This window comes from Streptomyces sp. NPDC085460 (assembly GCF_044541975.1).
Classification (GTDB): Bacteria; Actinomycetota; Actinomycetes; order Streptomycetales; family Streptomycetaceae; genus Streptomyces.
In genome coordinates this window covers 164,462-190,468 of record NZ_JBITTO010000009.1, presented here as the reverse complement: position 1 = coordinate 190,468, position 26,007 = coordinate 164,462, and the positions used below count along the sequence as shown (strand labels likewise).

At 73.3% G+C, this 26,007-nt stretch carries 28 protein-coding genes and 2 tRNA genes; 21 read left to right on the top strand and 9 right to left on the bottom strand.

Annotation, left to right across the window (positions count from 1 at the left end; genetic code table 11):
• Positions 1 to 21 precede the first annotated feature (21 nt).
• On the top strand, positions 22 to 861 hold the full coding sequence (locus tag ACIGHB_RS24285) for a GNAT family N-acetyltransferase (protein WP_399915835.1): 840 nt from the start codon (positions 22 to 24) through the stop codon (positions 859 to 861).
• Between the two features lie 21 nt (positions 862 to 882).
• Here the strand turns inward: ACIGHB_RS24285 and ACIGHB_RS24280 are convergent, their stop codons facing one another.
• Entirely contained in the window at positions 883 to 1,401 is a 519-nt protein-coding gene (locus ACIGHB_RS24280) for a DsbA family protein (RefSeq protein WP_360322090.1), read from the bottom strand.
• A 192-nt stretch (positions 1,402 to 1,593) separates the two neighbouring features.
• On the opposite strand from ACIGHB_RS24280, the gene ACIGHB_RS24275 reads away from it, so the two are divergent.
• Both ACIGHB_RS24275 and ACIGHB_RS24270 read left to right on the top strand, forming a co-directional pair.
• Positions 1,594 to 2,043 carry a hypothetical protein gene (locus ACIGHB_RS24275; RefSeq protein WP_399915833.1) on the top strand — a complete coding sequence of 150 codons (450 nt, stop codon included), beginning with the start codon at positions 1,594 to 1,596 and terminating at the stop codon, positions 2,041 to 2,043.
• A gap of 132 nt (positions 2,044 to 2,175) precedes the next feature.
• Positions 2,176 to 2,358 (top strand): hypothetical protein, encoded by a 183-nt coding sequence (locus tag ACIGHB_RS24270; RefSeq protein ID WP_360322084.1) that lies wholly within the window; start codon positions 2,176 to 2,178, stop codon positions 2,356 to 2,358.
• A gap of 31 nt (positions 2,359 to 2,389) precedes the next feature.
• Here ACIGHB_RS24270 and ACIGHB_RS24265 read toward each other — a convergent pair whose 3' ends face one another.
• On the bottom strand, positions 2,390 to 2,947 hold the full coding sequence (locus ACIGHB_RS24265) for a CGNR zinc finger domain-containing protein (protein WP_360322081.1): 558 nt from the start codon (positions 2,945 to 2,947) through the stop codon (positions 2,390 to 2,392).
• A 191-nt stretch (positions 2,948 to 3,138) separates the two neighbouring features.
• Entirely contained in the window at positions 3,139 to 3,552 is a 414-nt protein-coding gene (locus ACIGHB_RS24260) for an SsgA family sporulation/cell division regulator (protein ID WP_030493555.1), read from the bottom strand.
• A 189-nt stretch (positions 3,553 to 3,741) separates the two neighbouring features.
• Between ACIGHB_RS24260 and ACIGHB_RS24255 the strand changes: the two genes are divergently transcribed.
• Both ACIGHB_RS24255 and ACIGHB_RS24250 read left to right on the top strand, forming a co-directional pair.
• The gene (locus ACIGHB_RS24255; RefSeq protein ID WP_360322078.1) at positions 3,742 to 4,164 is read left to right on the top strand and encodes a TIGR02611 family protein; all 423 of its coding nucleotides are present in this window, start codon (positions 3,742 to 3,744) and stop codon (positions 4,162 to 4,164) included.
• Between the two features lie 54 nt (positions 4,165 to 4,218).
• A tRNA-Val gene (locus tag ACIGHB_RS24250) sits at positions 4,219 to 4,293 on the top strand.
• A 56-nt stretch (positions 4,294 to 4,349) separates the two neighbouring features.
• Here the strand turns inward: ACIGHB_RS24250 and ACIGHB_RS24245 are convergent.
• Together ACIGHB_RS24245 and ACIGHB_RS24240 are read right to left on the bottom strand one after the other, a co-directional pair.
• Positions 4,350 to 6,494 (bottom strand): SCO7613 C-terminal domain-containing membrane protein, encoded by a 2,145-nt coding sequence (locus tag ACIGHB_RS24245; RefSeq protein WP_399915830.1) that lies wholly within the window; start codon positions 6,492 to 6,494, stop codon positions 4,350 to 4,352.
• Positions 6,479 to 6,787, bottom strand: a complete 309-nt coding sequence (locus tag ACIGHB_RS24240; protein WP_399915828.1) for a hypothetical protein — start codon at positions 6,785 to 6,787, stop codon at positions 6,479 to 6,481. The genes ACIGHB_RS24245 and ACIGHB_RS24240 overlap by 16 nt, the downstream gene beginning before the upstream one ends.
• A gap of 80 nt (positions 6,788 to 6,867) precedes the next feature.
• Between ACIGHB_RS24240 and ACIGHB_RS24235 the strand changes: the two genes are divergently transcribed.
• The gene (locus ACIGHB_RS24235; protein ID WP_399915826.1) at positions 6,868 to 7,314 is read left to right on the top strand and encodes an SRPBCC family protein; all 447 of its coding nucleotides are present in this window, start codon (positions 6,868 to 6,870) and stop codon (positions 7,312 to 7,314) included.
• A 45-nt stretch (positions 7,315 to 7,359) separates the two neighbouring features.
• Positions 7,360 to 7,431 (top strand) — tRNA-Val (locus tag ACIGHB_RS24230).
• Positions 7,432 to 7,488: 57 nt separating this feature from the next.
• On the opposite strand, the gene ACIGHB_RS24225 is transcribed toward ACIGHB_RS24230, so the two are convergent.
• Positions 7,489 to 8,217 carry a 3'-5' exonuclease gene (locus tag ACIGHB_RS24225; RefSeq protein WP_388872806.1) on the bottom strand — a complete coding sequence of 243 codons (729 nt, stop codon included), beginning with the start codon at positions 8,215 to 8,217 and terminating at the stop codon, positions 7,489 to 7,491.
• Between the two features lie 121 nt (positions 8,218 to 8,338).
• Here ACIGHB_RS24225 and ACIGHB_RS24220 point away from each other — a divergent pair, with 121 nt between their 5' ends.
• From ACIGHB_RS24220 to thrS, 3 genes are all read left to right on the top strand, one after another.
• On the top strand, positions 8,339 to 8,905 hold the full coding sequence (locus ACIGHB_RS24220) for a DUF4365 domain-containing protein (RefSeq protein WP_360317466.1): 567 nt from the start codon (positions 8,339 to 8,341) through the stop codon (positions 8,903 to 8,905).
• A complete protein-coding gene (locus ACIGHB_RS24215) occupies positions 8,905 to 10,317 on the top strand; it encodes a hypothetical protein (protein ID WP_399915824.1) in 1,413 nt (470 codons plus the stop codon). Before ACIGHB_RS24220 ends, ACIGHB_RS24215 begins: the two co-directional genes overlap by 1 nt.
• Positions 10,318 to 10,474: 157 nt before the next feature.
• Positions 10,475 to 12,451 (top strand): threonine--tRNA ligase, encoded by a 1,977-nt coding sequence (gene thrS / locus ACIGHB_RS24210; protein WP_399915822.1) that lies wholly within the window; start codon positions 10,475 to 10,477, stop codon positions 12,449 to 12,451.
• A 64-nt stretch (positions 12,452 to 12,515) separates the two neighbouring features.
• On the opposite strand, the gene ACIGHB_RS24205 is transcribed toward thrS, so the two are convergent.
• On the bottom strand, positions 12,516 to 13,193 hold the full coding sequence (locus tag ACIGHB_RS24205) for an ion channel (protein WP_360317460.1): 678 nt from the start codon (positions 13,191 to 13,193) through the stop codon (positions 12,516 to 12,518).
• A gap of 65 nt (positions 13,194 to 13,258) precedes the next feature.
• Here ACIGHB_RS24205 and ACIGHB_RS24200 point away from each other — a divergent pair, with 65 nt between their 5' ends.
• Positions 13,259 to 13,822: an HIT domain-containing protein gene (locus ACIGHB_RS24200; protein WP_360317458.1), complete on the top strand. Its 564-nt coding sequence runs from the start codon at positions 13,259 to 13,261 to the stop codon at positions 13,820 to 13,822.
• A gap of 66 nt (positions 13,823 to 13,888) precedes the next feature.
• On the opposite strand, the gene ACIGHB_RS24195 is transcribed toward ACIGHB_RS24200, so the two are convergent.
• Together ACIGHB_RS24195 and ACIGHB_RS24190 are read right to left on the bottom strand one after the other, a co-directional pair.
• Positions 13,889 to 15,547: a hypothetical protein gene (locus tag ACIGHB_RS24195; RefSeq protein WP_360317456.1), complete on the bottom strand. Its 1,659-nt coding sequence runs from the start codon at positions 15,545 to 15,547 to the stop codon at positions 13,889 to 13,891.
• 198 nt (positions 15,548 to 15,745) lie between these two features.
• Entirely contained in the window at positions 15,746 to 17,953 is a 2,208-nt protein-coding gene (locus ACIGHB_RS24190; protein ID WP_399915819.1) for an elongation factor G-like protein EF-G2, read from the bottom strand.
• 265 nt (positions 17,954 to 18,218) lie between these two features.
• Here ACIGHB_RS24190 and pgsA point away from each other — a divergent pair, with 265 nt between their 5' ends.
• The 10 genes from pgsA to ruvA all read left to right on the top strand — a co-directional run bounded on the left by pgsA (position 18,219) and on the right by ruvA (position 25,996).
• Positions 18,219 to 18,884, top strand: coding sequence for a phosphatidylinositol phosphate synthase (gene pgsA, locus ACIGHB_RS24185; RefSeq protein ID WP_360317451.1), 666 nt, complete (start codon positions 18,219 to 18,221; stop codon positions 18,882 to 18,884).
• Positions 18,881 to 19,786, top strand: a complete 906-nt coding sequence (locus tag ACIGHB_RS24180; protein WP_399915816.1) for a phosphatidylinositol mannoside acyltransferase — start codon at positions 18,881 to 18,883, stop codon at positions 19,784 to 19,786. Before pgsA ends, ACIGHB_RS24180 begins: the two co-directional genes overlap by 4 nt.
• Positions 19,783 to 20,937 (top strand): glycosyltransferase family 4 protein, encoded by a 1,155-nt coding sequence (locus ACIGHB_RS24175; protein WP_360317447.1) that lies wholly within the window; start codon positions 19,783 to 19,785, stop codon positions 20,935 to 20,937. The genes ACIGHB_RS24180 and ACIGHB_RS24175 overlap by 4 nt, the downstream gene beginning before the upstream one ends.
• A 124-nt stretch (positions 20,938 to 21,061) precedes the next feature.
• Positions 21,062 to 21,697 (top strand): MBL fold metallo-hydrolase, encoded by a 636-nt coding sequence (locus ACIGHB_RS24170; RefSeq protein WP_399915814.1) that lies wholly within the window; start codon positions 21,062 to 21,064, stop codon positions 21,695 to 21,697.
• 11 nt (positions 21,698 to 21,708) lie between these two features.
• The gene (locus tag ACIGHB_RS24165; protein WP_360317443.1) at positions 21,709 to 22,251 is read left to right on the top strand and encodes a hypothetical protein; all 543 of its coding nucleotides are present in this window, start codon (positions 21,709 to 21,711) and stop codon (positions 22,249 to 22,251) included.
• A 135-nt stretch (positions 22,252 to 22,386) separates the two neighbouring features.
• Positions 22,387 to 23,295 carry a pyridoxal 5'-phosphate synthase lyase subunit PdxS gene (gene pdxS, locus ACIGHB_RS24160; RefSeq protein WP_360317440.1) on the top strand — a complete coding sequence of 303 codons (909 nt, stop codon included), beginning with the start codon at positions 22,387 to 22,389 and terminating at the stop codon, positions 23,293 to 23,295.
• Positions 23,296 to 23,301: 6 nt separating this feature from the next.
• Complete coding sequence (gene pdxT, locus ACIGHB_RS24155) at positions 23,302 to 23,892, top strand: pyridoxal 5'-phosphate synthase glutaminase subunit PdxT (protein ID WP_360317438.1); 591 nt, start codon at positions 23,302 to 23,304, stop codon at positions 23,890 to 23,892.
• A gap of 63 nt (positions 23,893 to 23,955) precedes the next feature.
• Complete coding sequence (locus ACIGHB_RS24150) at positions 23,956 to 24,708, top strand: YebC/PmpR family DNA-binding transcriptional regulator (RefSeq protein WP_200428255.1); 753 nt, start codon at positions 23,956 to 23,958, stop codon at positions 24,706 to 24,708.
• A gap of 128 nt (positions 24,709 to 24,836) precedes the next feature.
• Positions 24,837 to 25,367, top strand: coding sequence for a crossover junction endodeoxyribonuclease RuvC (gene ruvC / locus ACIGHB_RS24145; RefSeq protein WP_360317434.1), 531 nt, complete (start codon positions 24,837 to 24,839; stop codon positions 25,365 to 25,367).
• Entirely contained in the window at positions 25,364 to 25,996 is a 633-nt protein-coding gene (gene ruvA, locus ACIGHB_RS24140) for a Holliday junction branch migration protein RuvA (protein ID WP_360317432.1), read from the top strand. The genes ruvC and ruvA overlap by 4 nt, the downstream gene beginning before the upstream one ends.
• Positions 25,997 to 26,007: the final 11 nt, after the last annotated feature.

Below are 26,007 nucleotides of genomic sequence, written 5' to 3'. Positions count from 1 at the left end.
CGGATGGGTAGAACACCCCTGATGACCACTACCCTGCGGCCGTCCGAGCCGCTCCAGCACACGGCCGGCGGCGGCCGGTCGCGCACCTACGACATCTGCGTGAACAGCCGCCGCGTCGGCTCCGTCCACGTCGCCACCGACCCCCAGTTCGGGGCCGCGGCGGGGCTGATCCAACGGCTGCGGGTCGACGAACCGGACCGCGGCCGGGGCCGGGGCACCGTGGCCGCGCTCGCCGCCGAGGAAGTGCTGCGCGGCTGGGGCTGCTCGGAGATCCAGATATCGGTCCCCGCCGACGCGGGCCCCGCCCTCGCCCTCGCCCGCGCCCTCGGCTACACCGAGCGCAGCCGCAACATGGTGAAGGAACTGGCCGGCGGGCCGCCCCCGCCGCCGGCCGGGGTGGAGACGCGCCCGATGACGGACGAGGAGTACGCCGGGTGGGAGGCGGAGGCCCGGGAGTCCTTCGCCCGCAGCTGGACGGACCGGGGCGTCCCCGAGGCGCAGGCCCGCGCCAAGGCCGAGGCGAGCCACCGCGAGCTGCTGCCCCGGGGGCTCGCCACCCCGGGCACCGCGATCCGGGTGGCCGTCCTCGACGGCCGGATCGCGGGTCACGTCTGGACCGGGGTGCGGGAGCTGGAGCCGGGCGTGAGCGCCGGATACGTCTACCGCGTCGAGGTCGACGCGGAGCTGCGCGGCAGGGGGTACGGCCGGGCGCTGATGCTCGTGGCCGAGCGCATGACGCGGGAGGCCGGGCAGGCCCTGCTGGGGCTGCACGTCTTCGCGGACAACACCCCGGCGGTCCGCCTCTACGAGTCGCTGGGCTATCGCACGACCTTCGTCAACAGCGCCAAGCCGCTGCTCTGAGGCGCGGGGCCGGCCGGGAGGTCAGCCGGCCAGCAGGCGGTCGGCGATCTCCTCGATCCGGGCCCGCAGGCCCTCCTGGCTCTTGCCGCCGTCGAGGCGCTCCCCGCCGATGACGTAGGTCGGGGTGCCGGTGACCTTGAGGGCCTGGCCCTCGGCCTGGTCGGCGTCGACGGTGAGCAGGTGCCGGCCGTCGATCAGCGCGGTGTCGAACTCCTCGGCGTCCAGGCCGAGTCCGGCCGCCACCTCAAGGAGGACCGGCTCGCCCCGGTCGGCCAGGTCGGCGGTCCGGGCGAGCAGGGCCTCCGCGTACGTCCAGCCCTGCCCCTGGTCGGCCGCCTCCTCGGCGGCCTGGGCGGCGGCGTAGGCGTGCTTGTTCTTGGCCAGGGGGAAGTGGCGCAGCTGTACGTCGAGCCGGTCGCCGTACTTCTCGCGCAGCGCGTGGACGTCGTCGAGGGCCTGGAAGCAGTCCGGGCACTGGAGGTCGAACCACGCCTCCAGGACGACGGGGGCCGGGGAGGTCTCGGTGGTGGAGTCAGTCATGCCCCGCAGTCTTCCAGCCGGGCGGCCGGTGCCCCGCATCGGCACCTCGGCCGAGCCCGACCGGGACCTGAGGAGGAGATCCCGTGCGGGTGGACCCGGAGATCTCCCTGAGACCGGGCCGGGGGCGTGGCCTCCGGCGGCCGGTGCGGTGCAGGATGGAAGGGACGTATCACCCGGGACCTGGAGGATCGCATGCTCGCCGAGACCATCTGCTCCGCGGTGTCCGCGGCGGGCCTGGGGATCGCCGCGATCACGGCCTACCGCAAGAAGTACCTGTCCGCGACGCGGATCGCGGCCTGGGCGCTGGTGCCGCTCGGCCTGGTGATGACCGGCGCCGTCGAGTGGGCCTTCGACACCGTCTTCAGTCCGGTCGCCTGGGTGGGCTTCGGCGTGCTCGGCGTGGCTTGGCTGCTCCTGCTGACCACCCGGGGCGTCGAGCGGCGCCGGGGTGGCCGGAAGGCGGCGGCCGGGGGAGCGGATCCCGCGGCGGTGGCGCCCGGGGCGTCCGCACCGGCCCGGGCCAGGGACGCCATCGCCCGGCCTGCCTCGGGACCGGCGGCTCCGTCGGGCGCGGCCTCTTCCGGCGCGACCTCCGAGGACTTCAGCGACATCGAGGCGATTCTGAAGAAGCACGGAATCTGACCGCTTCTGGCCGTTGCCTGCCGGGCCGCGACCGGGCGGTGATCCGGAGATCCACGGGAAGGGATGAACCGCCCCGCGGTACGGCACTTTTCGGCCTTTCGCACCCGTGGGGTGCGCGATCATCCCCCCGAGATGCTGGATACCTCGCGGGAACCCGTCCCCGCCTCCGCCGAGTCCGTCCCCGCCGCCGACCCTCCGGCCGACGAACCGAGGGGCTGTCTCTTCGCGCTGTCGCAGCCGCCGCTGATGATCTTCCTGGCGGTGATCGGGGCCCTGCTCCTGATGGCGGCCCTGCACGATCTCTACGTCCTGTGAGGCGCCGGTCCTGCGGCCGGGCGGCGCGGGATCAGCCGGCGGCCTCCTTGCGGCGGGCCCGGTAGGCGGCCACGTGGAGACGGTTGCCGCAGGTGCGGCTGTCGCAGTAGCGGCGGGACCGGTTCCGGGAGAGGTCGACGAAGGCGCGGCCGCAGTCCGGCGCCTCGCACCGGCGCAGCCGCTCGCGCTCGCCCGCGACCACGATGAAGGCGAGGGCCATTCCGCAGTCGGCGGCCAGGTGGTCGGCGACCGAGGCGCCCGGCGCGAAGTAGTGCACGTGCCAGTCGTAGCCGTCGTGGTCGGTGAGCTGCGGGGTCGTGCCCGCGGCGGCCACCAGCTGGTTGATCAGCGGGGCGGCGATCCTGGCGTCGGGGGCGGAGAAGACCGCCGCGAAGCGCTCGCGCACCTCCCGGACCGCCCGCAGGTCCTCCGCGTCCAGGTCGCCCACGCCGCTGATCCGGTGCTCGCGCACGAAGACGCGCAGCGCGGCGAGGTCCGTGAGCGTGTCCTCACGGTCGCCCTGCGCGGCGGTGTTCATCAGATCGACGACGGTGTCGAGGGCGATCCGGGTGTCGTGGGGGATGAGCACGCTTCGCTCCCTGGCCGGCCGCGGGCGGGCGCCCGCGGACTGCCGACGACTCTAGCGCGCCCCGGAAAAGCACGACGGCGCCCTTCACCGCGCCGGCTGCGCGGTGGGGGCGCCTGAGGTCGTGCTGTGTGACCGCCCGCGCGGCGCCGTCTCCCCGAGTTAAGACGGCGCCGTACGGCTCTTGGCCTGGCTCAGCTGTCGGCCAGGATGTGGGAGAGCTCGGTATCGAGGTCGAAGTGACGGTGCTCGGTGCCGGGTGGGACCGCGGCGTCGGTCCGCTTGAGGAACGACTCCAGGGCCCTCGCCGGGGCTTCCAGCAGTGCCTCGCCCTCGGGCGAGCTCAACGCGATGCAGACGACGCCCTGGCCGTGACTACGGGACGGCCAGACCCGGACGTCGCCCGTGCCGGTGGGCCGGTGCAGCCCCTCGGCGAGAAGGTCGCGGGCGAAGACCCACTCGACCGTCTCCTCGGCTCCGGTGTGGAAGGTGGCGTGCACGGCGTACGGATCCGCCGTGTCATACCGCAGGCCCGCGGGTACAGGCAGTGAGGACTCGCTCGACACAACGAGGCGCAGGTGCAGCTCGCAGCTCACCACGGTGTTCATAAGCGCCAGGGCCTTTCGCTCAGTGTGCGCTCGGGGATTCGCACGTCGGCGAAATCGACATCCCACCTCCGGTGCCGTTGTAAACCCCTCTGTCGGTTTTGTGATCGTTCAGGTAGCTCGGACGGCGGTATGTAACTTTGGGTAATACCGCCATACCGGTGGGGCTGGTGAGTCGGGTAAATTGGCCCCATGAATGCGGAGAGTGACGAGCGCGCCCCCGAGACCCAGAACGACGGCCAGGCCGAACTGGGATCCCGTGCACCGGAGTTCATCAAGTCCCGGCGGGGGCTGCATCTGAGCTGGCAGGTCGGCGTCTTCATCGTCGGACTCGCCGTGATCGTGGCGGGCATCCTGATGCTCGTCTTCCCCGGGCCGGGCTGGCTCGTGATCTTCGCCGGCATGGCGATCTGGGCGACCGAGTTCGTCTGGGCGCAGATCGTCCTGCGCTGGACCAAGCGCAAGGTCACCGAGGCGGCCCAGCGCGCCCTCGACCCCAAGGTCCGGCGCCGCAACATCACCCTCACCGTCATCGGCGTGGTGATCATCGCCGCGCTGTGCGGCTGGTACCTCTGGAAGTTCGGCCTCGTCATGCCCTGGAAGATCGAAGAATGACCCCGGGATGGTTCGGGAGCCCCGCTGACATGCGGTAATGTTTGCGGTGCGCCCGGGCGATTAGCTCAGTGGGAGAGCACTTCGTTCACACCGAAGGGGTCACTGGTTCGAACCCAGTATCGCCCACCACCCGGACCGAGGGCCCGGAGACGATCACCGTCTCCGGGCCCTCGGCGCGTTCCCCCTCACCGCATCCGGGCCAGCCGCTCCCGCAGCAGCCGCGCCTCCCGCAGCCGCCGCTCGTACGTGGCCCCCACGGCGAGCAGCAGCAGCCCCGCCGCCGCCGGCGGCAGCCACCGCGGCAGCGCGCCGACCAGCCGCACCGCGTACGGCGCCAGCTCGTGCAGCCCCACCAGGGCCAGCACCGTCCCGCCCAGGAGCAGCGGCGCCTGGAGCCGGAACCGCGCCCCGAGGAGCGTCACCGCCAGCGCCCCCGCCCCCAGGAGCAGCGGGCGCGCCCCGGACGGCGCCGCCCAGACCGCCGCCAGACTCGGCAGCAGCGTCGCCGCGAGCCCCGGGCCATACGCGACCCAGGACGAGGCCGACGGATCCCGGCGGCGCCGCAGGAAGCCGACGGCGAGCGCCGGCACCGTCAGCGGCAGCGTGTACGCCTCCGGGACCGTCACGCCCCAGACCGCGAGCCGCACCCAGGCCGCGGCCAGGAACAGCGCCCCCGCCGCCCAGGCGCCCGCCCGCCGCCGCTCGGGCCGCAGCGCCGTCCCCGCCGCGATCAGACCGGCCGACGCCAGCGCCAGGGCGAGCACGGCAGGACGGGGCACCGTGAGGGCCAGCGCCACCGCGCCCACCGCCACCCCCGTCACCTCGACCGCCGCCGCCGTCGCCGACCGGAACCGGGCCGCGAGCGCCGCCGTGCCCGCCGGGACGAGCAGCAGCACAAGCCCGGCCGTGGACGGGGCGAGCCCCGCCGCCGCGGCCCCGGCGCCCACCAGGCCCGCCGCCGCGAGCACCGCGCAACCGGCCGCCGTCGCACGGACCCCGCCCGCGCCGAGCACCGCCGCCGCCACGAAGAGACCGAGCAGCACCCCGAGGACCGCGAAGGTCGCCGCCCGCACATCCAGCGAGAGGAGCAGGGCCGAGCCCGCCGAGGCCGTCCCGGCCGCCAGACCGGTCAGGCCGAACAGCGCGCCCGGCTCCACCGGTGCCGCCGCCGCACCGGCCGTCCACGACGCGCCCCACGCCCCCGCCGGGCGCTCCGTAGCCGCCCGGGCCGGCCGGGCGGGACCCGCGAGTCCCCGCGCCGCGACCCCCGGCCGGACCGCGAGCGCCAGCGCCGCCGCCGTCGCCACCAGCCGGACCGCGAGCCCCGCCGCGTGCGACAGCTGCAGGACGACCGGCAGGGCCATGAGCAGTGCCCAGCCGAGCACCACCCCGCCCCACCGGCCCCACAGCAGCCCGGACGCCGCCGCCCCCACCGCGCCGAGCAGCAGCACCGCCGCCGCCGTCGCCGGGTAGCCGCCGAGCAGCGGCTCCGCGTGCGCCCCGGACCACACGCCCGCGCTCCGGTCCGCGGGGCCCAGGAGTCCGGCCGGCACCGGCGGCAGCGCCCACACCACGCCCAGCGCCGCGACCCCGCCCCCGGCGAGCCCGAACCCGGCCCGCACCCCGGCCGGGACCCGTACGGCCGGGAGCGGACGCCACAGCGCCGCCACGGCCAGACCGCAGACCACGTACGCCGGCACCGCCCACTCCACCGGAAGCGCGGCCCGCAGCAGGCCGCCCGCGGCCGCCACCCCCGCCAGACCGGCCACCGCCGCGAGCCCCGGCGCCGCCGCACGCGCCACCCGCACCGCGTACAGGCACAGCGCCGCGCAGCCGCCCAGCAGCGGCGCACCCGTCCACGGGGCCGTCACCGAGAACCACCCGCCCGTCAGCAGCGCCCCCGCCGCCAGGACACCCGCCGACGCCCCCGCCGTCACCCGCACCGCGAGCCCTCCCGGCCGCGCCGCGAGGACCAGGTCCGCCGCCGCCGTCAGCACCGCCGCCCACGCCACCGCGGCGGGACCGCCGCCGGCCGCGAGCGCCCCCAGCGGCAGCGGGAACTGCGCCGCCGCCACCGCCGCCGGCAACGGCAGCCGCAGGCCGCGCAGCAGCCCGCCGTACCCCGCCCACACCCCCGCCAGGACCCCCGCGGCCACCGCCGCGTACGCCGTCCCGTCCGTCCCCGGCAGCGCCACCCGGTGCAGGGCGTACGCGTCCAGCGCCGTCAGGACGAGCCCCAGCGCGCCCACCGACTCCGCCGTCGACACCAGCCCCCGCCGCAGCAGCGCCACCGGCGCGGCCAGCGCCGCCGCCGTCACCGCCAGCAGCACCGCCGAACGCCCGCGATGCCCATCGAGCCCCAGCTCACCAGCGTGAACGCGAGCGCCGCGATCGCCAGCAGGACCCCGCCCAGCGTCAGCAGCACGTTCTGCGCCCCGCGCGGCGAGGTCTCCGCCGGCGCCGCGCCGCCGCCGAACGGCGCCGCCGCCCGCCCGACGGGGGAGTGCAGCACGCCCAGCAGCCACGCCCTCCGGGCCAGCAGCTCGGCACGGCGGGCGTCGAGCCGGGCCAGCTCGACGTCGACGAGCCGCAGCTCCTCGACCGGGGGCAACTTCATGTCCATGGCCGGAGTGTCGCGCCGCGCCCGCGCCCCGGGAATGCGCGCTGCTACTCAGATCCCGCCCGAGTACCCACACTGGACCCATGGACTGGTGCCGGTACCGCTTCCGCAGCGTCTGGCGGCTCGCCGCCCCGCCCGCCCGCGTCTACGCCGTCCTCGCCCGCGCCGAGGAGTACCCCCGCTGGTGGCCCCAGGTCCGGGCCGTCGTCCCGCGCGACGAAACCACCGGCACCGCCCGCTTCCGCTCGCTCCTCCCGTACGACCTCGACGTCACCGCCCGCGCCGTGCCCCACGCGCCCGAGGACCTCGTCCTGGAGGTCCGGCTCCACGGCGACCTGGAGGGCTGGGCCCGCTGGACCCTCACCGCCGACGGCGCCGGCACCCACGCCCTGTACGAGCAGGAGGTCGAGGTCCGCGCCCGGCTGCTCCGCCTCCTCGCGGTCCCCGGCCGCCCCTTCTTCCGCGCCAACCACGCCCTGATGATGCGCGGCGGACGCCGCGGGCTGGCCGCCCTCCTGCGCTCCGAATGAATTTGGAACCCGGCCCGCGAGCCCTGTATGGTTCAACCCGTTCCCGGGCGATTAGCTCAGCGGGAGAGCACTTCGTTCACACCGAAGGGGTCACTGGTTCGATCCCAGTATCGCCCACCGGGAGAGGCCGGTCCGTCATCACGACGGACCGGCCTCAGCCGTTTCCGGCCCGCCTCACGCCGCCTTCCGCAGCTCCGGACGGAGCGGCCACGCGGGATCCACCAGCTCCGGCGTCCCCTGCCGGCTGAACCACGCCTGGAGGCCCCGCGCCTGCGCCGCGTGCCACACCGCCTGGAGGGTGTGCAGCTCCGCCGGCGACAGCCGCTCCAGCCGGGACGCGAACCTCCGCCCCACCGCGCGCACCACCTCCAGCGCCGCCGTGGCGTCCGCCGCCGCGTCGTGCGCCCCCGCCAGCTCCACCTCGTAGTGCGCGCACAGGTCCGTCAGCGTCCGGCGGCCCTTGCGATACCGGTCCAGATGCTTGTCCAGCACCCGGGGGTCGAGCACGCACAGCGAGGTGTGCTCCAGGTACCGGCCCAGCGACGACGCCCGATGGCGCCTCAGCTCCCGGTCCAGGATGGTGAGATCGAACGGCGCGTTCATCACCACCAGCGGCCGTCCTGCCGCGTTCTGCTCCGCCAGGGCGCGCCCCAGCTCCTCCATCACGGGCGACGGCCACCGGCCGTTCCGCTGGAGGTGATCGTCCGTCAGTCCGTGTACCGCCGTGGCCCCTTCCGGCACCGGAACGCCCGGATTGACCAGCCAGCGGCTGATCCGCGGCCTCGCCCCCGCCGCGTCCTGGACGACCAGCGCGGCGGACACGATCCGGTCCTGCTCGACGTCCACTCCGGTGGTCTCCGTGTCGAAAGCGGCCAGGGGCCCTTCGTACCAGTTCGTCGTCATACCCGAACTCCTCGCACCCGCGCGGCAGATGGCCAACCCCCTGCCCCGAAGCGGTGATACCCGCACTGTTTGCGGCGTACGCGGACCGGTCACAACACTGGTGACGGGGAAGGACGTTCACATGGCGCTCGCCCAGCCCGAGTCGGGAGGGCTGCCGCCCCAGCGGGCGGCCCCGGCACGCGGCTCACTCGCCACCACCGCCTGCATGGAGACCCTCCAGGTGGGATACCTGCACGCCGTCGCCGCCGCGGCGGGCTGCTCGCTCGCGCAGCCCTTCCCGGACAACGGCGTCGACTGGCACGTGAGCCACGGCTCGCCCGGACACACCGTCGACGACGAGGTCACCATCAAGGTGCAGCTCAAATGCACCTACCAACTGCCCGCCCACCCCACGGGGAGCACCTTCCCCTTCACCCTCGACAACGACCACCTCGTGAAGCTCGCCCGGACCCCCGTGGCGGTGCACAAGATCCTGGTCGTGATGATCGTCCCGAGAGACCCGGAGGACTGGCTGAGAGCGAGCCACGACCGGCTCGACCTGCGGCACTGCTGCTACTGGACCAACCTGGCCGGGCAGCCGGTCACCGGACGCCGCCGGACCACCGTGCGCGTCCCCACGGCGCGGATCTTCGACGACCGGGCGCTGCGCGAGATCATGACCCGGGTCGGCCGGGGAGGGAGACCTTGATGCACCGACCGATCGACGACTCCGGACACGGGGCGAGTGACGGACACGGACACGGGACGGGGGACGGATACGGGGCGAGTGACGGGCGCGGCGCGGGCGGCGGGTACGGGACGGGGGACGGGTACGGGACGGGGGACGCGTACGGGACGGGCGGCGGGGCCGGGCGCGGGCCCGCCGCCGTTCCCCCGCCCTACCGGCCCCACCCGGTGCCCGCCGCCGACCCCGCCGCGCCCTGGACCGCCGGTGACGGCGTGCCCGACCCCGGCAGGGTCGACCCGCGCGTCCTCGGCGCCCTCCTCGCCCGGCACGGCTGGCAGCGCCGCGGCGGCGCCGCCGGCCGGTACGGCCGCTGGACCCCGCCGGGCGGCGGGCCCGGCGGTGGCGGCACCAGCCTCCTCGTCCCCGACAGCCTCGCCTTCCCCGACAGCGAGGACCTCATCGGCGAGGCCCTCACCGCCCTCGCCCGCAGCGGCACCCCCTCCGCCCGCGAGGTCCTCACCGGACTCGCCGTCCCCAGCGACGAGATCCGCTGGTGGAGCGAGGTGCCCCCGGGCCCGGCCGGCACCGTCCCCTGGCCCGTGCAGGAGCGGCTCCGGTCCGCCGCCCGCAAGATCCTCCTCGCCGGCGCCCTCGCCGTGCGCGGCCGGGCCGGCTACCACGGCTCCCGGCACCGCGCCGCCGCGCAGGCCGCCCTCGAATCCGTCGTCGTCGGCACCGACCCCGGCGGCCGTGCCCTCACCGCCTTCCTGCCGGTCCCGCCTGGCCGCCCAGTCGCCGTCCGGCTCCACCACGCGCTCCACGCCGCCCGGGAGGCCGTCGACTACCAGCGCGCCACCGGGGGCATGGACGCCTTCGACTCCGCCGTCGAGGCCGGCGTCAGCCGCGAACTCACCGAAGCGCTCGTCGCCCTCGTACGGGGTACGGAAGGCGCCCGCATCGCCCTCGCCTGGGCACCCGCCGCCGGCGTCCCCGACGGATGCGCGGCCCGACCCGAGCCCGTCGAGTTCTCGCCCGGCGACCTGCCCGCGCTGCGCGAGGCGAGCGCCCGCTACCTCACCGACGAGCCCTCCGTCCCGGTCCGGATCACCGGCGCCGTCGTCCGGCTCCGCCGCTCCGGGCCGCGCGGCGAGGGCACCGTCAGGCTCCGGGTGCTCGGCGGCGCCGACGTCGGCCACGTCCGGGTCACCCTCGACGAGGAGGCGTACCGCACCGCCGGTCACGCCCACCTCGTCGGCCTCCCGATCCGGGTCGTCGGCCGGCTGGAGAGCCGCGGCGGCTTCCGCCGCCTCGCCGACCCCTCCTCCGTGGTTCCGGTGCAGGTGGACGAGGCGGAGCGGGACCGACTGATGAAATCGCTGCACGAGAACCTTGATTTCTTCGAGGAGGCGTGCGGGCCGGACGAGGAGCGGTGAGCGGGGTGGACGGGGAGCGGTGAGCGGGCCGGACGAAATGCGGTGAGCGGGGTTCGGCGGGGCCCGTAAGATCGAAGGGACGCGGCACCTCGTCTCTGCCGCGCGCCGCCGGCGCCGGCACCTCGTGTCTGCCAGCGCCCCGATGCATGGAGTACCCGTGTCCGAAGTCCGTGTGACCGTCCCGACCGCCTCAGGACCCGAGGAGAGGACGGTGAGCGCGGGCACCACGGCCGGCGCCCTGTTCGCCGACGACCGCACCGTCATCGCCGCCCGCGTCGCCGGGGAGCTGAAGGACCTCTCGTACGAGCTCGCCGAGGGCGATGTCGTCGAGGGCGTCGAGATCTCCTCCGAGGACGGCCTGAACATCCTGCGCCACTCGACCGCGCACGTCATGGCGCAGGCCGTGCAGGAGCTCTTCCCCGAGGCCAAGCTGGGCATCGGCCCGCCGGTCCGGGACGGCTTCTACTACGACTTCGACGTGGAGAAGCCGTTCACGCCCGAGGACCTCAAGGCGATCGAGAAGAAGATGCAGGAGATCCAGAAGCGGGGGCAGAGGTTCGCCCGCCGCGTCGTCTCCGACGAGGCCGCCCGCGAGGAGCTCGCCGACGAGCCGTACAAGCTGGAGCTCATCGGCATCAAGGGCTCCGCGTCGACCGACGACGGCGCGAACGTCGAGGTGGGCGGCGGCGAGCTGACCATCTACGACAACCTGGACGCCAAGACCGGCGAGCTGTGCTGGAAGGACCTCTGCCGCGGTCCCCACCTGCCGACCACCCGGAACATCCCGGCGTTCAAGCTGATGCGGAACGCGGCCGCGTACTGGCGCGGCAGCGAGAAGAACCCCATGCTCCAGCGCATCTACGGCACCGCCTGGCCGTCCAAGGACGAGCTCAAGGCCCACCTCGACTTCCTCGCCGAGGCCGAGAAGCGCGACCACCGCAAGCTCGGCAACGAGCTCGACCTCTTCTCCATCCCGGACGAGATCGGCTCCGGCCTCGCCGTCTTCCACCCCAAGGGCGGCATCATCCGCCGGGTCATGGAGGACTACTCGCGCAAGAAGCACGAGGAGCACGACTACGAGTTCGTCTACTCGCCGCACGCCACCAAGGGCGCCCTCTTCGAGAAGAGCGGCCACCTGGACTGGTACGCGGAGGGCATGTACCCCCCCATGCAGCTCGACGGTGGTACCGACTACTACCTCAAGCCCATGAACTGCCCGATGCACAACCTGATCTTCGACGCGCGCGGGCGCAGCTACCGTGAATTGCCTTTGAGGTTGTTCGAATTCGGCACCGTGTACCGGTACGAGAAGTCCGGCGTCGTGCACGGCCTCACCCGGGCCCGCGGCTTCACCCAGGACGACGCGCACATCTACTGCACCCGCGAGCAGATGGCGGAGGAGCTCGACCGCACGCTCACCTTCGTCCTCGACCTGCTCCGCGACTACGGCCTGAGCGACTTCTACCTGGAGCTGTCCACCAAGGACCCGGAGAAGTTCGTCGGCTCCGACGAGGTGTGGGAGGAGGCCACCGCGGTCCTCCAGCAGGTCGCCGAGAAGCAGGGCCTGCCGCTCACCCCCGACCCGGGCGGCGCCGCCTTCTACGGCCCGAAGATCTCGGTGCAGGCGCGGGACGCCATCGGCCGTACCTGGCAGATGTCGACCGTCCAGCTCGACTTCAACCTGCCGGAGCGCTTCGACCTGGAGTACACCGCGGCGGACGGCTCCCGTCAGCGCCCGGTCATGATCCACCGTGCGCTCTTCGGCTCGATCGAGCGGTTCTTCGCGGTGCTCCTGGAGCACTACGCGGGCGCCATGCCGCCGTGGCTGGCCCCGGTCCAGGCGGTCGGCATCCCGATCGGCGACGCGCACGTCGAGTACCTCCAGGAGTTCGCCGCCGAGGCGAAGAAGAAGGGCCTGCGGGTCGAGGTGGACGCCTCCTCCGACCGGATGCAGAAGAAGATCCGGAACCACCAGAAGCTCAAGACCCCGTTCATGATCATCGTCGGCGACGACGACATGAACGCCGGCACGGTCTCCTTCCGCTACCGCGACGGTTCGCAGGAGAACGGCGTCCCGCGCGACGAGGCGCTGGCGAAGCTCGTCGAGGTGGTCGAGACGCGCGTCCAGGTGTGACGTGTTCCCCCGCGTGAGCGGGGAAGCGGGTCCCCGGGGGTTTCCCCCGGGGACCTTCGTCGTCCTACGCCCCCTCGTCCCCCGGCTTCTCGTCCTCCCGCCTGAACGCCTGGATCAGCCACGACGAGAACGAACCCGTCACCGCGCCCAGCAGCGCGAGCCCGCACGCCATCAGGCCGACCGCGACCACCCGGCCGATCGGCGTCACCGGGGTCACGTCGCCGTAGCCGACCGTCGCCAGGGTCGCGCTGGCCCACCACATCGCGTCCCCGAACGTGCGGATCGTGGCGCCGGGGGCGTCGGCCTCGTGGTGGAAGACGGTGAGCGCGGCGGTGAAGCCCAGCAGGGAGACCGTGAGACCGGAGTAGACCATGACCCGGGCGTAGAGGCTGAGCCGCGGCTGGCCGCGGCGGCGCTGGACCCGGTCGTAGAGGGCCACCATCCGGACCGGGCGCAGCAGCGGGAGCACGAGGACGACGGTGTCGAGGAGGTGGGTGCGGACGAAGCGGTGCGGGCGGAGGCCGCTGAGCCGGAGGCGTACCGCGTAGTCGGCGACGAAGACGGCCCAGGCGCCGAGGATGACGCCGACGCAGAGGTCGACCCCGAGTTTCGGGAGGTGGTCGCGGGCGAGGACCCGGACCGCGTATCCGGAGAGGAAGGCGACGGAGGCGACGGCGAGCGGCGTCTCCATGCGGCGGTCCCAGCGTTCCTGGCGGGGCGGGTTCGGGGGCCTGTCGCTCATCGGATCAGGATCACCCGGGACGGCTTCCCTCGCCCCGCCGACACGTTCCGAACGGGCGACGCAATATGCTGCACAGCATGACGACTGAGCCGGAGCAGCAGATCGGAGTGGGGGCGCCGGACGCGTTCCAGCGCCTGTGGACGCCTCATCGGATGGCGTACATCCAGGGCGAGAACAAGCCGACCGGGCCGGGGGCCGACGACGGCTGTCCGTTCTGCTCGATCCCGTCGAAGTCGGACGAGGACGGGCTGGTGATCGCCCGTGGCGCGAGTGTGTACGCGGTCCTCAACCTGTACCCGTACAACGGCGGGCATCTGATGGTCGTCCCGTACCGGCACGTCGCCGACTACACGGATCTGGACGCGGCCGAGACGGCGGAGCTGGCCGATTTCACCAAGCGAGCGATGATCGCGCTGCGGGCGGCGTCCGGGGCGCACGGTTTCAACATCGGCATGAACCAGGGTGCGGTGGCCGGCGCGGGGATCGCGGCGCACCTGCACCAGCACGTGGTGCCGCGCTGGGGCGGGGACACCAACTTCATGCCGGTGGTCGGTCACACCAAGGTGCTGCCGCAGCTGCTCGCGGACACCCGGAAGATGCTGGCCGACGCCTGGCCGGCGACGCTCTGACCCTCCGTGTCGGTACGGCCCCGGGGCGCGCGCCCCGGGGCCGTCGGCGTACCCGCGCGGTGGACGTCAGGCGTCGTAGACGTCGGCCTTCCTCGGGGCGGGTTCCTGGAGCATGCCGCTCATGAAGAGGGTGCGGTTGCCGAAGCGCTCGGTGTCCACGTTGTGGGCGTCGAGGAAGCGGACGGTCGCCGCGTGGACGGCGCGGACCACGGGCGTGGCCATCCGGAGGGCGTCGTCGGCCATGAAGCGGTTCTTCCAGAGCGGGCCGGCCCAGACGTGCCGGAGGCCGAAGGGCTCGGGCAGGTTCATCTTGCCGCCGAGGAACTCCAGGACCGGCGGGTACCAGGTGAGCGGGGCGCGGACGGCGAGGCGGACGATGTCGTCGGTGCCGAGCAGCGGCTGCGCGATCTCCTTGGTCTCCCAGAAGCGGACGGTCTTGGCGACCTCCTTGGTCTTCGCCTTGGGCTTGGTGGTGAACAGGCCGTGGACGGGGCCCAGGGCGTGGCCGGTGACCTCGATGCGCAGGGTGTGGAGCAGGGAGGTGACGGTGACCATCATGGTGAGCACCACGTTCCCGTCCCAGAGGGTGAACTGGACGCCCAGGTAGTGGCGGTTGCCGGCGCCGAACTGCTGCTCGTTGCAGATGCGCTGTATCTCGTGCGGCTTGACCTGGTAGTGGACGATGTCGTCGCCCTCGGGGCGGGCGACCTCGTCGGCGGTCTCTCCGACCGGGGAGACGATCCAGTGCTTCACGGTGGGCTTGGGGAAGCCGGTCTTCAGGGAGCCCCGTTCGAGCAGGGTGAGCTGGTCGTGGATCTTGCGGACGAGGTCCCAGGCGCGGAAGTCGTGCATCTCGTGGCCTTCGAGGGGGACCAGTTCCTCGGCCAGGGTCCAGCTGCCCCAGCGGGTGCCGAGGCCGAGGATGCCCTTGCCGCCGGCGTAGAAGACCACGTTGGACTGCTGCTCGGCGGAGAGCTTCTCCAGGTTGAGGCGGAGTTCCTCGGCGGACTTCTCGCCGGGGTCCGTGGGCACGGACCCGGGGACGTGGGCTCCGACGCCGCCGCCGCTGAGCAGGCCGGTCCAGCGGTCGCGGAGGTCGACGGCGGCGCTGAGGCAGACGCGGCTCGCGAGGTACCAGCCGATGACCGGGGCGACGAGCATGGCCCGCAGGTAGTTGGGGAGGAGGCCGTCGAAGGGGAGCCGGAGGAGGATCAGGACGGCGACGATGCCGACGGCGACGAGCAGGACGGTGCCGATGAGGCTGGTGCGCTTGTTGTCGGAGCCGGCGGCGGTGCGGCGCAGGTGGATCACGATGAGCCAGAGCAGCAGGCCGGGCAGGAAGAGGACGCCGCAGAAGAAGGTGATCAGGGTCAGCTTGATGTCGCGGCGGCGGCGGATGTGGGTGGCGGCGAGGCAGTGCTCGACGACCGGCTGCGGTTCGGCGCCGAAGGACTGGATGAGGGGCTTGCGGCCGCCGCCGAGCATGCGGACCTGCACGGCGCGGGAGAACGCCTCGCCGAGGTCGGGGCGGAAGAGCTTCTCCCACTTCCCCTTCTTGAGCGTGGTCTTGTAGTACTCGTTGTCGGCGTCCTGGATGGTCTCCAGGGGGCTGTCCCGGTACGCGGCCGAGGCCAGCGCGTTGGTCGCGCCGGTCAGGCCGCTGCCGCCCTGGAGCGGGATCTGTGCTCCCGGTCCGAAACCGTCGATCGCCACTTCCGCCCCCATCACCGCGAGTACCTGTGCGGGCTGTTCCCGACTGCCGTGCCCGGTACACCTGCCGGGCTGGGCACCACAGCGTAACCGGGCCGCGTGGTATGCGTCACCGGCTGTGGACAACCGCGGCCGGAAGCTGTGGACGACCGCGGCCGGAACCGGCCGCCCGGTGGGGACCGGGTGGCCGGGAACGGCTGGTCGCGCGCCGAACTAGGCGCGTTTTCCCACCTGTTCGCGCACGCGTTCGGCGAGCTGAGGGGGCATCGGTTCGTGCCGGGCGTAGCTGCGGTCGAAGCGGCCGGTGCCGTGCGAGACGGACCGCAGGTCGATGGCGTACCGCCCGATCTCGATCTCCGGCACCTCGGCCCGGACGACCGTGCGGCCGGGTCCGGCCTGGTCGGTGCCGACGACCCGGCCGCGCCGGCCGGACAGGTCGCTCATCACCGCGCCGACGTATTCGTCGGGGACGAGGACGCGTACTTCGGCGACCGGTTCCAGGAGGTGGACCGGGACCTCGGCGGCAGCCTCGCGCAGGGCGAGCGCCCCGGCGGTCTGGAAGGCGGCGTCGGAGGAGTCCACCGAGTGGGCCTTGCCGTCCCTGAGGGTGACCCGGACGTCGACCAGCGGGTGGCCGGCGGCGACACCGCGCGCGGCCTGGGCCCGTACGCCCTTCTCGACGGAGCCGATGAAGGGGCGGGGGACGGCGCCGCCCACGACCTTGTCGACGAACTCGATGCCGCTGCCCGGCGGGAGCGGTTCGACGTCGATCTCGCAGATCGCGAACTGGCCGTGGCCGCCGGACTGTTTGACGTGCCGTCCGCGCCCGGAGGCGGGGGCGCCGAAGGTCTCGCGCAGCGGCACCCGGTACGGGACGGCGTCGACGCGTACGCCGTAGCGGCCGCGCAGCCGTTCCAGGACGACGTCCTGGTGGGCCTCGCCCAGGCACCAGAGGACGACCTGGCCGGTGTCCTGGTTCTGTTCGAGGCGGAGGGTCGGGTCCTCGGCGACGAGTTTCGCGAGGCCCTGGGAGAGCCGGTCCTCGTCGGCCTTGCTGTGTGCCTCGACGGCGAGCGGCAGCAGCGGCTCCGGCATCGGCCACGGCTCGATCAGCAGCGGGTCGTCCTTGGCGGAGAGGGTGTCGCCGGTCTCGGCGCGGCCGAGCCGGGCCACGCACGCGAGGTCCCCGGCGACGCAGTGGGCCATCGGGCGCTGCTGTTTGCCGAAGGGGGAGGTGAGGGCGCCGACCCGTTCGTCGACGTCGTGGTCCTCGTGGCCCCGGTCGGCGAGTCCGTGCCCGGAGACGTGCACGGTCTCGTCGGGGCGGAGGGTGCCGGAGAAGACCCGGACGAGGGAGATCCGGCCCTGGTAGGGGTCGGCGGCGGTCTTCACGACCTCGGCGACCAGCGGGCCTTCGGGGTCGCAGGCGAGCGCCGGCCGGGGTTCGCCGGAGGGGGTGGTGACGGCGGGCGGTTCGTGTTCCAGGGGGGAGGGGAAGCCGCGGGTGATCAGCTCCAGGAGTTCGACGGTGCCGAGGCCCTGGCCTCCGCCGGCGGCGGCGGGCGCGGCGGCGAGCACGGGATGGAAGCCGCCCCGGGCGACGGCCTTCTCCAGGTCGCCGACGAGGGTCGCGAAGTCGATCTCCTCGCCCCCGAGGTAGCGGTCCATCAGGGTCTCGTCCTCGCTCTCGGCGATGATCCCCTCGATGAGCCGGGCGCGGGCCGCGGCGATCAGGTCGCGGTCGGCGTCGCCGGGCGGGAGTTCGCGCCGCTCGCCCGTGGAGTAGTCGAAGACCCGCTCGGAGAGCAGGCCGATCAGACCGGTCGCGGGGGCGTGGCCGTCCGTGCCCTCGGGGCCGTGCACCGGAAGGTAGAGGGGGAGGACGGCGTCGGGGTCGTCGCGGCCGAAGAGTCCGGCGCAGACCCCGGTGAGCTCGTCGTAGCCGGTGCGGGCGGTGTCGAGGTGGGTGACGACGATGGCCCTGGGCATGCCGACGGCCGCGCACTCCTCCCAGACCACGCGGGTGGAGGCGGCGACCGCGTCGGCCTCCTGGGCGGCCGAGACGACGAAGAGGGCCGCGTCCGCCGCGCGCAGACCGGCCCTCAGTTCCCCGACGAAGTCGGCGTACCCGGGGGTGTCGAGCAGGTTGATCTTGAAGCCGTCCCAGCCGACCGGCACGAGGGAGAGCTGGACGGAGCGGTGCTGCCGGTGCTCGATCTCGTCGTAGTCGGAGACGGTCGCCCCGTCCTCGACCCGGCCGGGCCGCCCGAGCGCCCCGGCGGTCTGGGCGAGCGCCTCGACCAGGGTCGTCTTGCCCGCTCCGCTGTGGCCGACCAGCACCACGTTCCGTACCTCCGAGGGCCGGTCGGCCGTCGGTGCCCTGCCGGCGGCTCCGGCGGGGGTGTGCGCCTTGTCGCCCATGATGTCCTCCCGGCTGCGAGGCGGTGAGGTGAGAGCGGGCGCGGGGGAGCGGCGTCGCGGCGCTGCTCCGGCGGGCCCGCGAGGTGCTTTCCTTCGAGCTTTGCACCGACGCCGGGACGCGTCCATACGTCGTACACCGGTGGGTCCCCAGGGGGGTCCCGACGCGACGGGGCGGGTGCGCTCCCGTGCGGCGGCACGCGCGTGGCTACGATGGGTGAGCCGGTGGTCATGGGACCGCGCGGCCCGCCGAAACCTCGGGAAGGCCATGCTGAACAAGTACGCGCGTGCGTTTTTTACGCGTGTCCTCACACCGTTCGCCGCGTTTCTGCTCCGCCGGGGGGTCAGCCCCGACGCCGTGACGCTGATCGGCACGGCGGGAGTGGTCGCCGGAGCGCTGGTCTTCTTCCCCAGGGGCGAGTTCTTCTGGGGCACGATCGTGATCACGCTCTTCGTCTTCTCCGACCTCGTCGACGGCAACATGGCGCGGCAGGCGGGGATCTCCAGCCGCTGGGGCGCGTTCCTCGACTCGACCCTCGACCGGGTCGCCGACGGGGCGATCTTCGGCGGCTTCGCGCTCTGGTACGCGGGTCAGGGCGACGACAACGTGCTGTGCGCGGTGTCGATCTTCTGCCTGGCGAGCGGTCAGGTCGTCTCGTACACCAAGGCGCGTGGTGAATCGATTGGCCTGCCGGTCGCGGTGAACGGCCTGATCGAGCGGGCCGAGCGGCTGGTGATCTCGCTGGTCGCCGCCGGTCTCGCCGGCCTGCACGCGTTCGGAGTGCCCGGTGTCGACGTGCTGCTGCCGATCGCGCTGTGGATCGTCGCCGCCGGCTCGGCCGTGACGCTGGGGCAGCGGGTGGTGACGGTACGCAGGGAGGCCGCGGAGGCGGACGCCGCCACGGCGGCCGGGGAGAGCGGGGCGGTGTCGTGAGCGCGCTGAAGGACAAGGTCGCCGACGGTCTGTACGGGCTCGGCTGGGCGACCGTGAAGAAGCTTCCCGAGCCGGTGGCCCGGTCCCTCGGCCGGAAGATCGCGGACACCGTGTGGAAGCGGCGCGGCAAGGGCGTGCTGCGTCTCGAGTCCAACCTCGCGCGCGTGGTGCCGGACGCGACGCCCGAGCGGCTCGCCGCGCTGTCGAAGGCCGGCATGCGCTCGTACATGCGCTACTGGATGGAGTCCTTCCGGCTGCCGACCTGGAGCCGCGAGCGGGCCGCGAACAGCTTCTCGATCAAGGGCGAGGACGTCCTCAAGGAAGCCATAGCCTCGGACCGCGGTGTGATCCTCGCCCTGCCGCACATGGGCAACTGGGACCTGGCCGGGGTGTGGGTCACCCGCGCCCTCGGCACGCCCTTCACCACCGTCGCCGAGCGGCTCAAGCCCGAGTCGCTGTACGACCGCTTCGTCGCCTACCGGGAGTCCCTCGGCATGGAGGTGCTGCCGCACACCGGTGGCGCCGCCTTCGGGACGCTGGCCCGGCGGCTGCGGGCCGGCGGTCTGGTCTGCCTCGTCGCCGACCGGGACCTGTCCGCCTCCGGAGTCGAGGTCTCCTTCTTCGGCGAGGCGACCCGGATGCCCGCGGGGCCGGCCATGCTGGCCCTCCAGACCGACGCGGTCCTGCTGCCGGTGACCCTCTGGTACGACGACACCGACGTCATGAAGGGCGAGGTACACGCGCCCGTGGAGGTACCCGAGTCAGGTACCCGCGGCGAAAAGGCGTCCCTCATGACACAGGCCCTCGCGGACGTGTTCGCCGGGGCCATCGCGGACCACCCGGAGGACTGGCACATGCTGCAGCGCCTCTGGCTGGCCGACCTGGAGGAGCGCACACCGTGAAGATCGGGATCGTCTGCCCGTACTCCTGGGACGTACCGGGCGGCGTCCAGTTCCACATCCGCGACCTCGCCGAGCACCTGATCCGGCTCGGCCACGAGGTCTCCGTCCTGGCCCCCGCCGACGACGACACCCCGCTACCGCCGTACGTCGTCTCCGCCGGCCGGGCCGTGCCCGTGTCGTACAACGGCTCGGTGGCCCGCCTCAGCTTCGGTTTCCTCTCCGCCGCGCGGGTCCGCCGCTGGCTGCACGACGGCACCTTCGACGTCGTCCACATCCACGAGCCGACCTCGCCCTCCCTTGGTCTGCTCACCTGCTGGGCGGCGCAGGGCCCGATCGTGGCCACCTTCCACACCTCGAACCCGCGCTCGCGGGCGATGATCGCCGCCTACCCGATCCTCCAGCCCGCGCTGGAGAAGATCAGCGCCCGGATCGCGGTCAGCGAGTACGCCCGGCGCACGCTCGTGGAGCACCTGGGCGGCGACGCGGTCGTCATCCCCAACGGCGTCGACGTCGACTTCTTCGCGGGCGCGGAGCCGAAGGAGGCGTGGCAGGGCGAGACGCTGGGCTTCATCGGGCGGATCGACGAGCCCCGCAAGGGCCTGCCGGTCCTGATGAAGGCACTGCCCCGGATCCTCACGGAGCGGCCGGGCGCCCGGCTCCTCGTCGCCGGGCGCGGCGACGAGGAGGAGGCGGTGGCCTCGCTGCCGCCCGAGATGCGGTCCCGGGTGGAGTTCCTCGGCATGGTCAGCGACGAGGACAAGGCGCGGCTGCTGCGCAGCGTCGACGTGTACGTGGCGCCCAACACCGGCGGCGAGTCCTTCGGCATCATCCTCGTCGAGGCGCTGTCGGCCGGCGCGCCGGTCCTCGCCGCCGACCTGGACGCCTTCGCGCAGGTCCTCGACCAGGGCGCGGCGGGCGAGCTGTTCGCCAACGAGGACGCGGACGCGCTGGCGGAGGCGGCGATCCGGCTGCTCGGCGACCCGGCGCGCCGCGCGGAGCTGAGCGCGCGCGGTTCGGCGCACGTCCGGCGCTTCGACTGGGCCACGGTCGGCGCGGACATCCTGGCCGTCTACGAGACGGTCACGGACGGGGCGGCGGCGGTGGACACGGACGAGAAGACGGGCGGGCTCCGCGCCCGACTGGGCCTGTAGCCGATCCCGGCGTGGCCCACCCGTCGGCCCTGTGGGCACGCGTCCCGCCGGGGCGATGGGGGACCCCGTTCGCCCCCAGCGGAACGCCCGCCCACCACAGGCGGCGGAGGCGCACGCTGGGCGCATGATCAGCGTCCAGCGGCTCGACCTGGGCCGGTTCACGCGGCCCGCCGCGGAGTGGGGCGGGAGCCACGCGCGCGTGGAGCACACGTTCGCGTACCTCGTCCGGCATCCGGGCGGCACCGTGCTGTTCGACACCGGCATGGGCGAGGGATCGCCCGAGACCGACGCGCACTACCGGATCGTCCGCCGGCCGCTCACCGTCGGGCCCGGCGAGGTCGATCTCCTGGTCAACTGCCACCTGCACTTCGACCACATCGGCGGCAACCAGCGCTTCCCCGGCACCCCCGCCCTCGTCCAGCGCGGCGAGCTCGCCACCGCGCGGGCGGGCGGCTACACCATCGACGCGCTCCTCCCCGGCGTCGCCTGGACGGAGATCGACGGTGAGCACGAGCCCGCCCCCGGGATCCGGATCGTGCCGACGCCCGGACACGTCGACGGGCACCAGTCGCTCGTCCTCGACCACGGCGACCGCGTGACGGTCCTCGCCGGGCAGGCGTACGACACGGCGGGCGAGTTCGGGACGCCGTACCGGCCCTGGATCGGACGGCTCGCCGCGCTCGCCGGCGAGCGGCCGGTCCGCGTCCTCTTCGCCCACGACCACACCCTTTGGGAAGGTGTGCTGCCACCGCCCGGGTAGCCTGTGCGCCCGTGACCGAAACCCTGATCTGGACCGTCGTCGCGCTGATCCTCATCGGCGTCTACCTCAGCTGGACCGCCGGCCGGCTCGACCGGCTGCACACCCGCATCGACGCCGCCCGCGCGGCGCTCGACGCCCAGCTGCTCCGGCGGGCCTCGGTCGCCCAGGAACTGGCCACCTCCGGCGTCCTCGACCCGGCCGCCTCGATCGTCCTGTACGAGGCGGCGCACGCGGCCCGGCAGGCCGAGGAGGACCACCGCGAGGTCGCCGAGAGCGAGCTGAGCCAGGCGCTGCGGGCCGTCTTCGGAGAGCCCGAGCAGGTCGAGCTCGTCCAGGAGGCGCCCGGCGGGGTCGAGGCCGCCGGCGAGCTGGCCGCCGCCGTCCGCCGGGTCCCCATGGCCCGCCGCTTCCACAACGACGCCGTCCGGGCCGCCCGCGCCCTGCGCCGCCACCGCAAGGTCCGCTGGTTCCGCCTCGCGGGCCACGCGCCCTTCCCGATGGCCTTCGAAATGGACGACGAACCGCCGGTGGCCCTGGCCGATCGTCCGTCCTGAGCCCCAGCGGCCTCGGATTCCCGTCAAAAGGATCCACAGCCTGCACATTGGCCCTTGCTGTGGACCGCTCGTGGACTGTTTCCTCGCTCTAGTCGTCAACGTCCCGTTGAACCCGTTGTCACGAGTGAGGTTTCCGTGTCCAGCTCCACCACCCCCCAGACCCCCGAGACCGGCACCGCCCGCGTGAAGCGCGGCATGGCCGAGCAGCTCAAGGGCGGCGTGATCATGGACGTGGTCAACGCCGAGCAGGCGAAGATCGCCGAGGACGCCGGCGCCGTCGCCGTCATGGCCCTGGAGCGGGTCCCCGCGGACATCCGCAAGGACGGCGGCGTGGCCCGCATGTCCGACCCGAACATGATCGAGGAGATCATCGGCGCGGTCTCCATCCCGGTGATGGCCAAGTCCCGCATCGGCCACTTCGTCGAGGCCCAGGTCCTCCAGTCCCTCGGCGTCGACTACATCGACGAGTCCGAGGTCCTCACCCCGGCCGACGAGATCAACCACTCCGACAAGTGGGCCTTCACCACCCCCTTCGTCTGTGGCGCCACCAACCTGGGCGAGGCCCTCCGCCGCATCGCCGAGGGCGCGGCCATGATCCGCTCCAAGGGCGAGGCCGGCACCGGCAACGTCGTCGAGGCCGTCCGCCACCTGCGCCAGATCAAGAACGAGATCGCCAGGCTGCGCGGCTACGACAACAACGAGCTCTTCGCCGCCGCCAAGGAGCTGCGCGCCCCGTACGAGCTCGTCAAGGAGGTCGCCGAGCTCGGCAAGCTCCCCGTCGTCCTGTTCTCCGCCGGTGGCGTCGCCACCCCCGCCGACGCCGCGCTGATGCGCCAGCTCGGCGCCGAGGGCGTCTTCGTCGGCTCCGGCATCTTCAAGTCCGGCGACCCGGCCAAGCGCGCCGCCGCCATCGTGAAGGCCACCACCTTCTACGACGACCCGAAGATCATCGCGGACGCCTCCCGCAACCTCGGCGAGGCCATGGTCGGCATCAACTGCGACACCCTCCCCGAGTCCGAGCGCTACGCCAACCGGGGCTGGTAAGCACCGATGAGCACCACCCCCGTGATCGGAGTCCTGGCCCTCCAGGGCGACGTACGGGAGCACCTGATCGCCCTGGCCGCGGCGGACGCCGTGGCCAGGCCGGTCCGGCGCCCCGAAGAACTCGCCGAGGTCGACGGCCTGGTCCTCCCCGGCGGCGAGTCCACCACCATCTCCAAGCTGGCCGCCCTCTTCGGCCTCATGGAGCCGATCCGCGAGCGGATCGCCGCGGGCCTGCCCGTGTACGGCACCTGCGCCGGCCTGATCATGCTCGCCGACAAGATCCTCGACCCGCGCTCGGGCCAGGAGACCTTCGGCGGCATCGACATGATCGTGCGCCGCAACGCCTTCGGGCGGCAGAACGAGTCCTTCGAGGCCGGTGTCACCGTGACCGGGATCGACACGCCCGTCGAGGGCGTCTTCATCCGCGCCCCGTGGGTGGAGTCCGTCGGCGCCGGGGTCGAGGTGCTCGCGGAGCACGACGGCCACATCGTCGCCGTCCGCCAGGGCAAGGTCCTCGCGACCTCCTTCCACCCCGAGCTCACCGGCGACCACCGCATCCACGAGCTGTTCGTGGACATGGTGCGCGCGGAACGGTGACACGATCCCGGTAGGATCTCTCGGGTTCGTTCAAGTAGTGGGTAACGCGAAGGAGACAGGCAGATGTCCGGCCACTCTAAATGGGCTACGACGAAGCACAAGAAGGCCGTGATCGATGCCAAGCGCGGCAAGCTCTTCGCGAAGCTGATCAAGAACATCGAGGTCGCGGCCCGCACCGGCGGCGCCGACCTGGACGGCAACCCGACGCTCTTCGACGCCGTCCAGAAGGCGAAGAAGCAGTCGGTCCCGAACAAGAACATCGACTCCGCGCTCAAGCGCGGTGCGGGTCTCGAGGCCGGCGGCGCCGACTACGAGACGATCATGTACGAGGGCTACGGCCCGAACGGCGTCGCGGTGCTCATCGAGTGCCTCACCGACAACCGCAACCGCGCCGCCTCGGACGTCCGCGTCGCCATGACCCGCAACGGCGGTTCGATGGCCGACCCGGGCTCCGTCTCGTACCTGTTCAACCGCAAGGGCGTCGTCGTGCTCCCCAAGGGCGAGCGGTCCGAGGACGACGTCCTGGAGGTCGTGCTCGACGCGGGCGCCGAGGAGGTCAACGACCTCGGCGAGTCCTTCGAGGTCATCAGCGAGGCCACCGACCTGGTCGCGGTCCGCACCGCCCTCCAGGAGGCCGGCTTCGACTACGACTCGGCCGAGTCCAGCTTCGTGCCGACCATGCAGGTCGAGCTCGACGAGGAGGGCGCGCGCAAGATCTTCAAGCTGATCGACGCGCTGGAGGACAGCGACGACGTGCAGAACGTCTTCGCCAACTTCGACGTCAGCGACGAGGTCATGGAGAAGGTCGACGCCTGAGCGCCGCTCCACGCCGCTCCACCGCAGCGGGCCGACGGGACACACCCCGTCGGCCCGCTGCGTTGTCAGTGGCACCGGATAGCCTGCACAAACAGACTTGCGACCGGTCGACGACAGGGAGGGGCGGCGTGCGCGTACTGGGGGTGGACCCGGGACTCACCCGGTGCGGCGTCGGCGTCGTCGAGGGCGTCGCCGGCCGGCCGCTCACGATGCTCGGAGTCGGCGTGGTCCGCACCTCCGCCGACGCCGACATCGGCCTCCGGCTCGTCGGCATCGAGCGCGGCATCGAGGAGTGGATCGACCGTTTCCAGCCCGAACTCGTCGCGGTGGAGCGGGTGTTCAGCCAGCACAACGTACGCACGGTGATGGGCACCGCCCAGGCCAGCGCCGTCGCCATGCTCTGCGCCGCCCGCCGCGGCATCCCCGTCGCCCTGCACACCCCCAGCGAGGTCAAGGCCGCCGTCACCGGCTCGGGCCGCGCCGACAAGGCACAGGTCGGCGCCATGGTCACCCGGCTGCTCCGGCTCGCCGCCCCGCCCAAGCCGGCCGACGCCGCCGACGCCCTCGCCCTCGCCATCTGCCACATCTGGCGCGCCCCCGCCCAGAACCGCCTCCAGCAGGCCGTCGCCCTGCACGCCTCGAAAGGCCGCACGTCATGATCGCCTTCGTCAGCGGCCCCGTGGCCGCCCTCGCGCCCACCACCGCCGTCGTCGAGGTCGGCGGCGTCGGCATGGCCGTCCAGTGCACCCCGAACACGCTCGCCGGGCTCCGCGTCGGCGAGCAGGCCCGGCTCGCCACCTCCCTCGTCGTACGGGAGGACTCGCTCACCTTGTACGGCTTCGCGGACGACGACGAGCGCCAGGTCTTCGAGCTGCTCCAGACCGCCAGCGGCGTCGGACCCCGGCTCGCCCAGGCCATGCTCGGCGTGCACAGCCCCGACGCGCTCCGCCTCGCCGTCTCCACCGGCGACGAGAAGGCCCTCACGGCCGTCCCCGGCATCGGCAAGAAGGGCGCCCAGAAGCTGCTCCTCGAACTGAAGGACAAGCTCGGCCAGCCCCTCGGCAGCAGCGGACTCGTCGGCCAGCAGCGCGCCGTCGCCACCGGCCCCGCCCCCTGGACCGAGCAGGTGACCGCCGCCCTCGTCGGCCTCGGCTACCCGAGCCGCGACGCCGAGGAGGCCGTCGCCGCCGTCACCCCGCAGGCCGAGGCGGCGCTCGCCGAGACCGGCTCCGCCCCCGTGCCCCAGCTGCTGCGCGCCGCCCTGCAGACGCTGGGCCGCGCCCGCTGATCGCCCGCAGA

Coding starts and splice junctions, on each gene's coding strand:
- ACIGHB_RS24270 (WP_360322084.1), top strand. CDS start 2,176: ATGCTGGATACCTCGCGGGAACCCGTCCCCGCCTCCGCCGAGTCCGTC.
- pdxT (WP_360317438.1), top strand. CDS start 23,302: ATGAGCACCACCCCCGTGATCGGAGTCCTGGCCCTCCAGGGCGACGTA.
- ACIGHB_RS24225 (WP_388872806.1), bottom strand. CDS start 8,217: ATGACGACGAACTGGTACGAAGGGCCCCTGGCCGCTTTCGACACGGAG.
- ACIGHB_RS24235 (WP_399915826.1), top strand. CDS start 6,868: ATGGACTGGTGCCGGTACCGCTTCCGCAGCGTCTGGCGGCTCGCCGCC.
- ACIGHB_RS24240 (WP_399915828.1), bottom strand. CDS start 6,787: ATGGACATGAAGTTGCCCCCGGTCGAGGAGCTGCGGCTCGTCGACGTC.
- ACIGHB_RS24215 (WP_399915824.1), top strand. CDS start 8,905: ATGCACCGACCGATCGACGACTCCGGACACGGGGCGAGTGACGGACAC.
- ACIGHB_RS24170 (WP_399915814.1), top strand. CDS start 21,062: ATGATCAGCGTCCAGCGGCTCGACCTGGGCCGGTTCACGCGGCCCGCC.
- ACIGHB_RS24190 (WP_399915819.1), bottom strand. CDS start 17,953: ATGGGCGACAAGGCGCACACCCCCGCCGGAGCCGCCGGCAGGGCACCG.
- ACIGHB_RS24260 (WP_030493555.1), bottom strand. CDS start 3,552: ATGAACACCGTGGTGAGCTGCGAGCTGCACCTGCGCCTCGTTGTGTCG.
- ACIGHB_RS24205 (WP_360317460.1), bottom strand. CDS start 13,193: ATGAGCGACAGGCCCCCGAACCCGCCCCGCCAGGAACGCTGGGACCGC.
- ACIGHB_RS24150 (WP_200428255.1), top strand. CDS start 23,956: ATGTCCGGCCACTCTAAATGGGCTACGACGAAGCACAAGAAGGCCGTG.
- ACIGHB_RS24195 (WP_360317456.1), bottom strand. CDS start 15,547: ATGGGGGCGGAAGTGGCGATCGACGGTTTCGGACCGGGAGCACAGATC.
- pgsA (WP_360317451.1), top strand. CDS start 18,219: ATGCTGAACAAGTACGCGCGTGCGTTTTTTACGCGTGTCCTCACACCG.
- ACIGHB_RS24220 (WP_360317466.1), top strand. CDS start 8,339: ATGGCGCTCGCCCAGCCCGAGTCGGGAGGGCTGCCGCCCCAGCGGGCG.
- ACIGHB_RS24275 (WP_399915833.1), top strand. CDS start 1,594: ATGCTCGCCGAGACCATCTGCTCCGCGGTGTCCGCGGCGGGCCTGGGG.
- ruvA (WP_360317432.1), top strand. CDS start 25,364: ATGATCGCCTTCGTCAGCGGCCCCGTGGCCGCCCTCGCGCCCACCACC.
- ACIGHB_RS24200 (WP_360317458.1), top strand. CDS start 13,259: ATGCTGCACAGCATGACGACTGAGCCGGAGCAGCAGATCGGAGTGGGG.
- ACIGHB_RS24280 (WP_360322090.1), bottom strand. CDS start 1,401: ATGACTGACTCCACCACCGAGACCTCCCCGGCCCCCGTCGTCCTGGAG.
- ACIGHB_RS24255 (WP_360322078.1), top strand. CDS start 3,742: ATGAATGCGGAGAGTGACGAGCGCGCCCCCGAGACCCAGAACGACGGC.
- ACIGHB_RS24285 (WP_399915835.1), top strand. CDS start 22: ATGACCACTACCCTGCGGCCGTCCGAGCCGCTCCAGCACACGGCCGGC.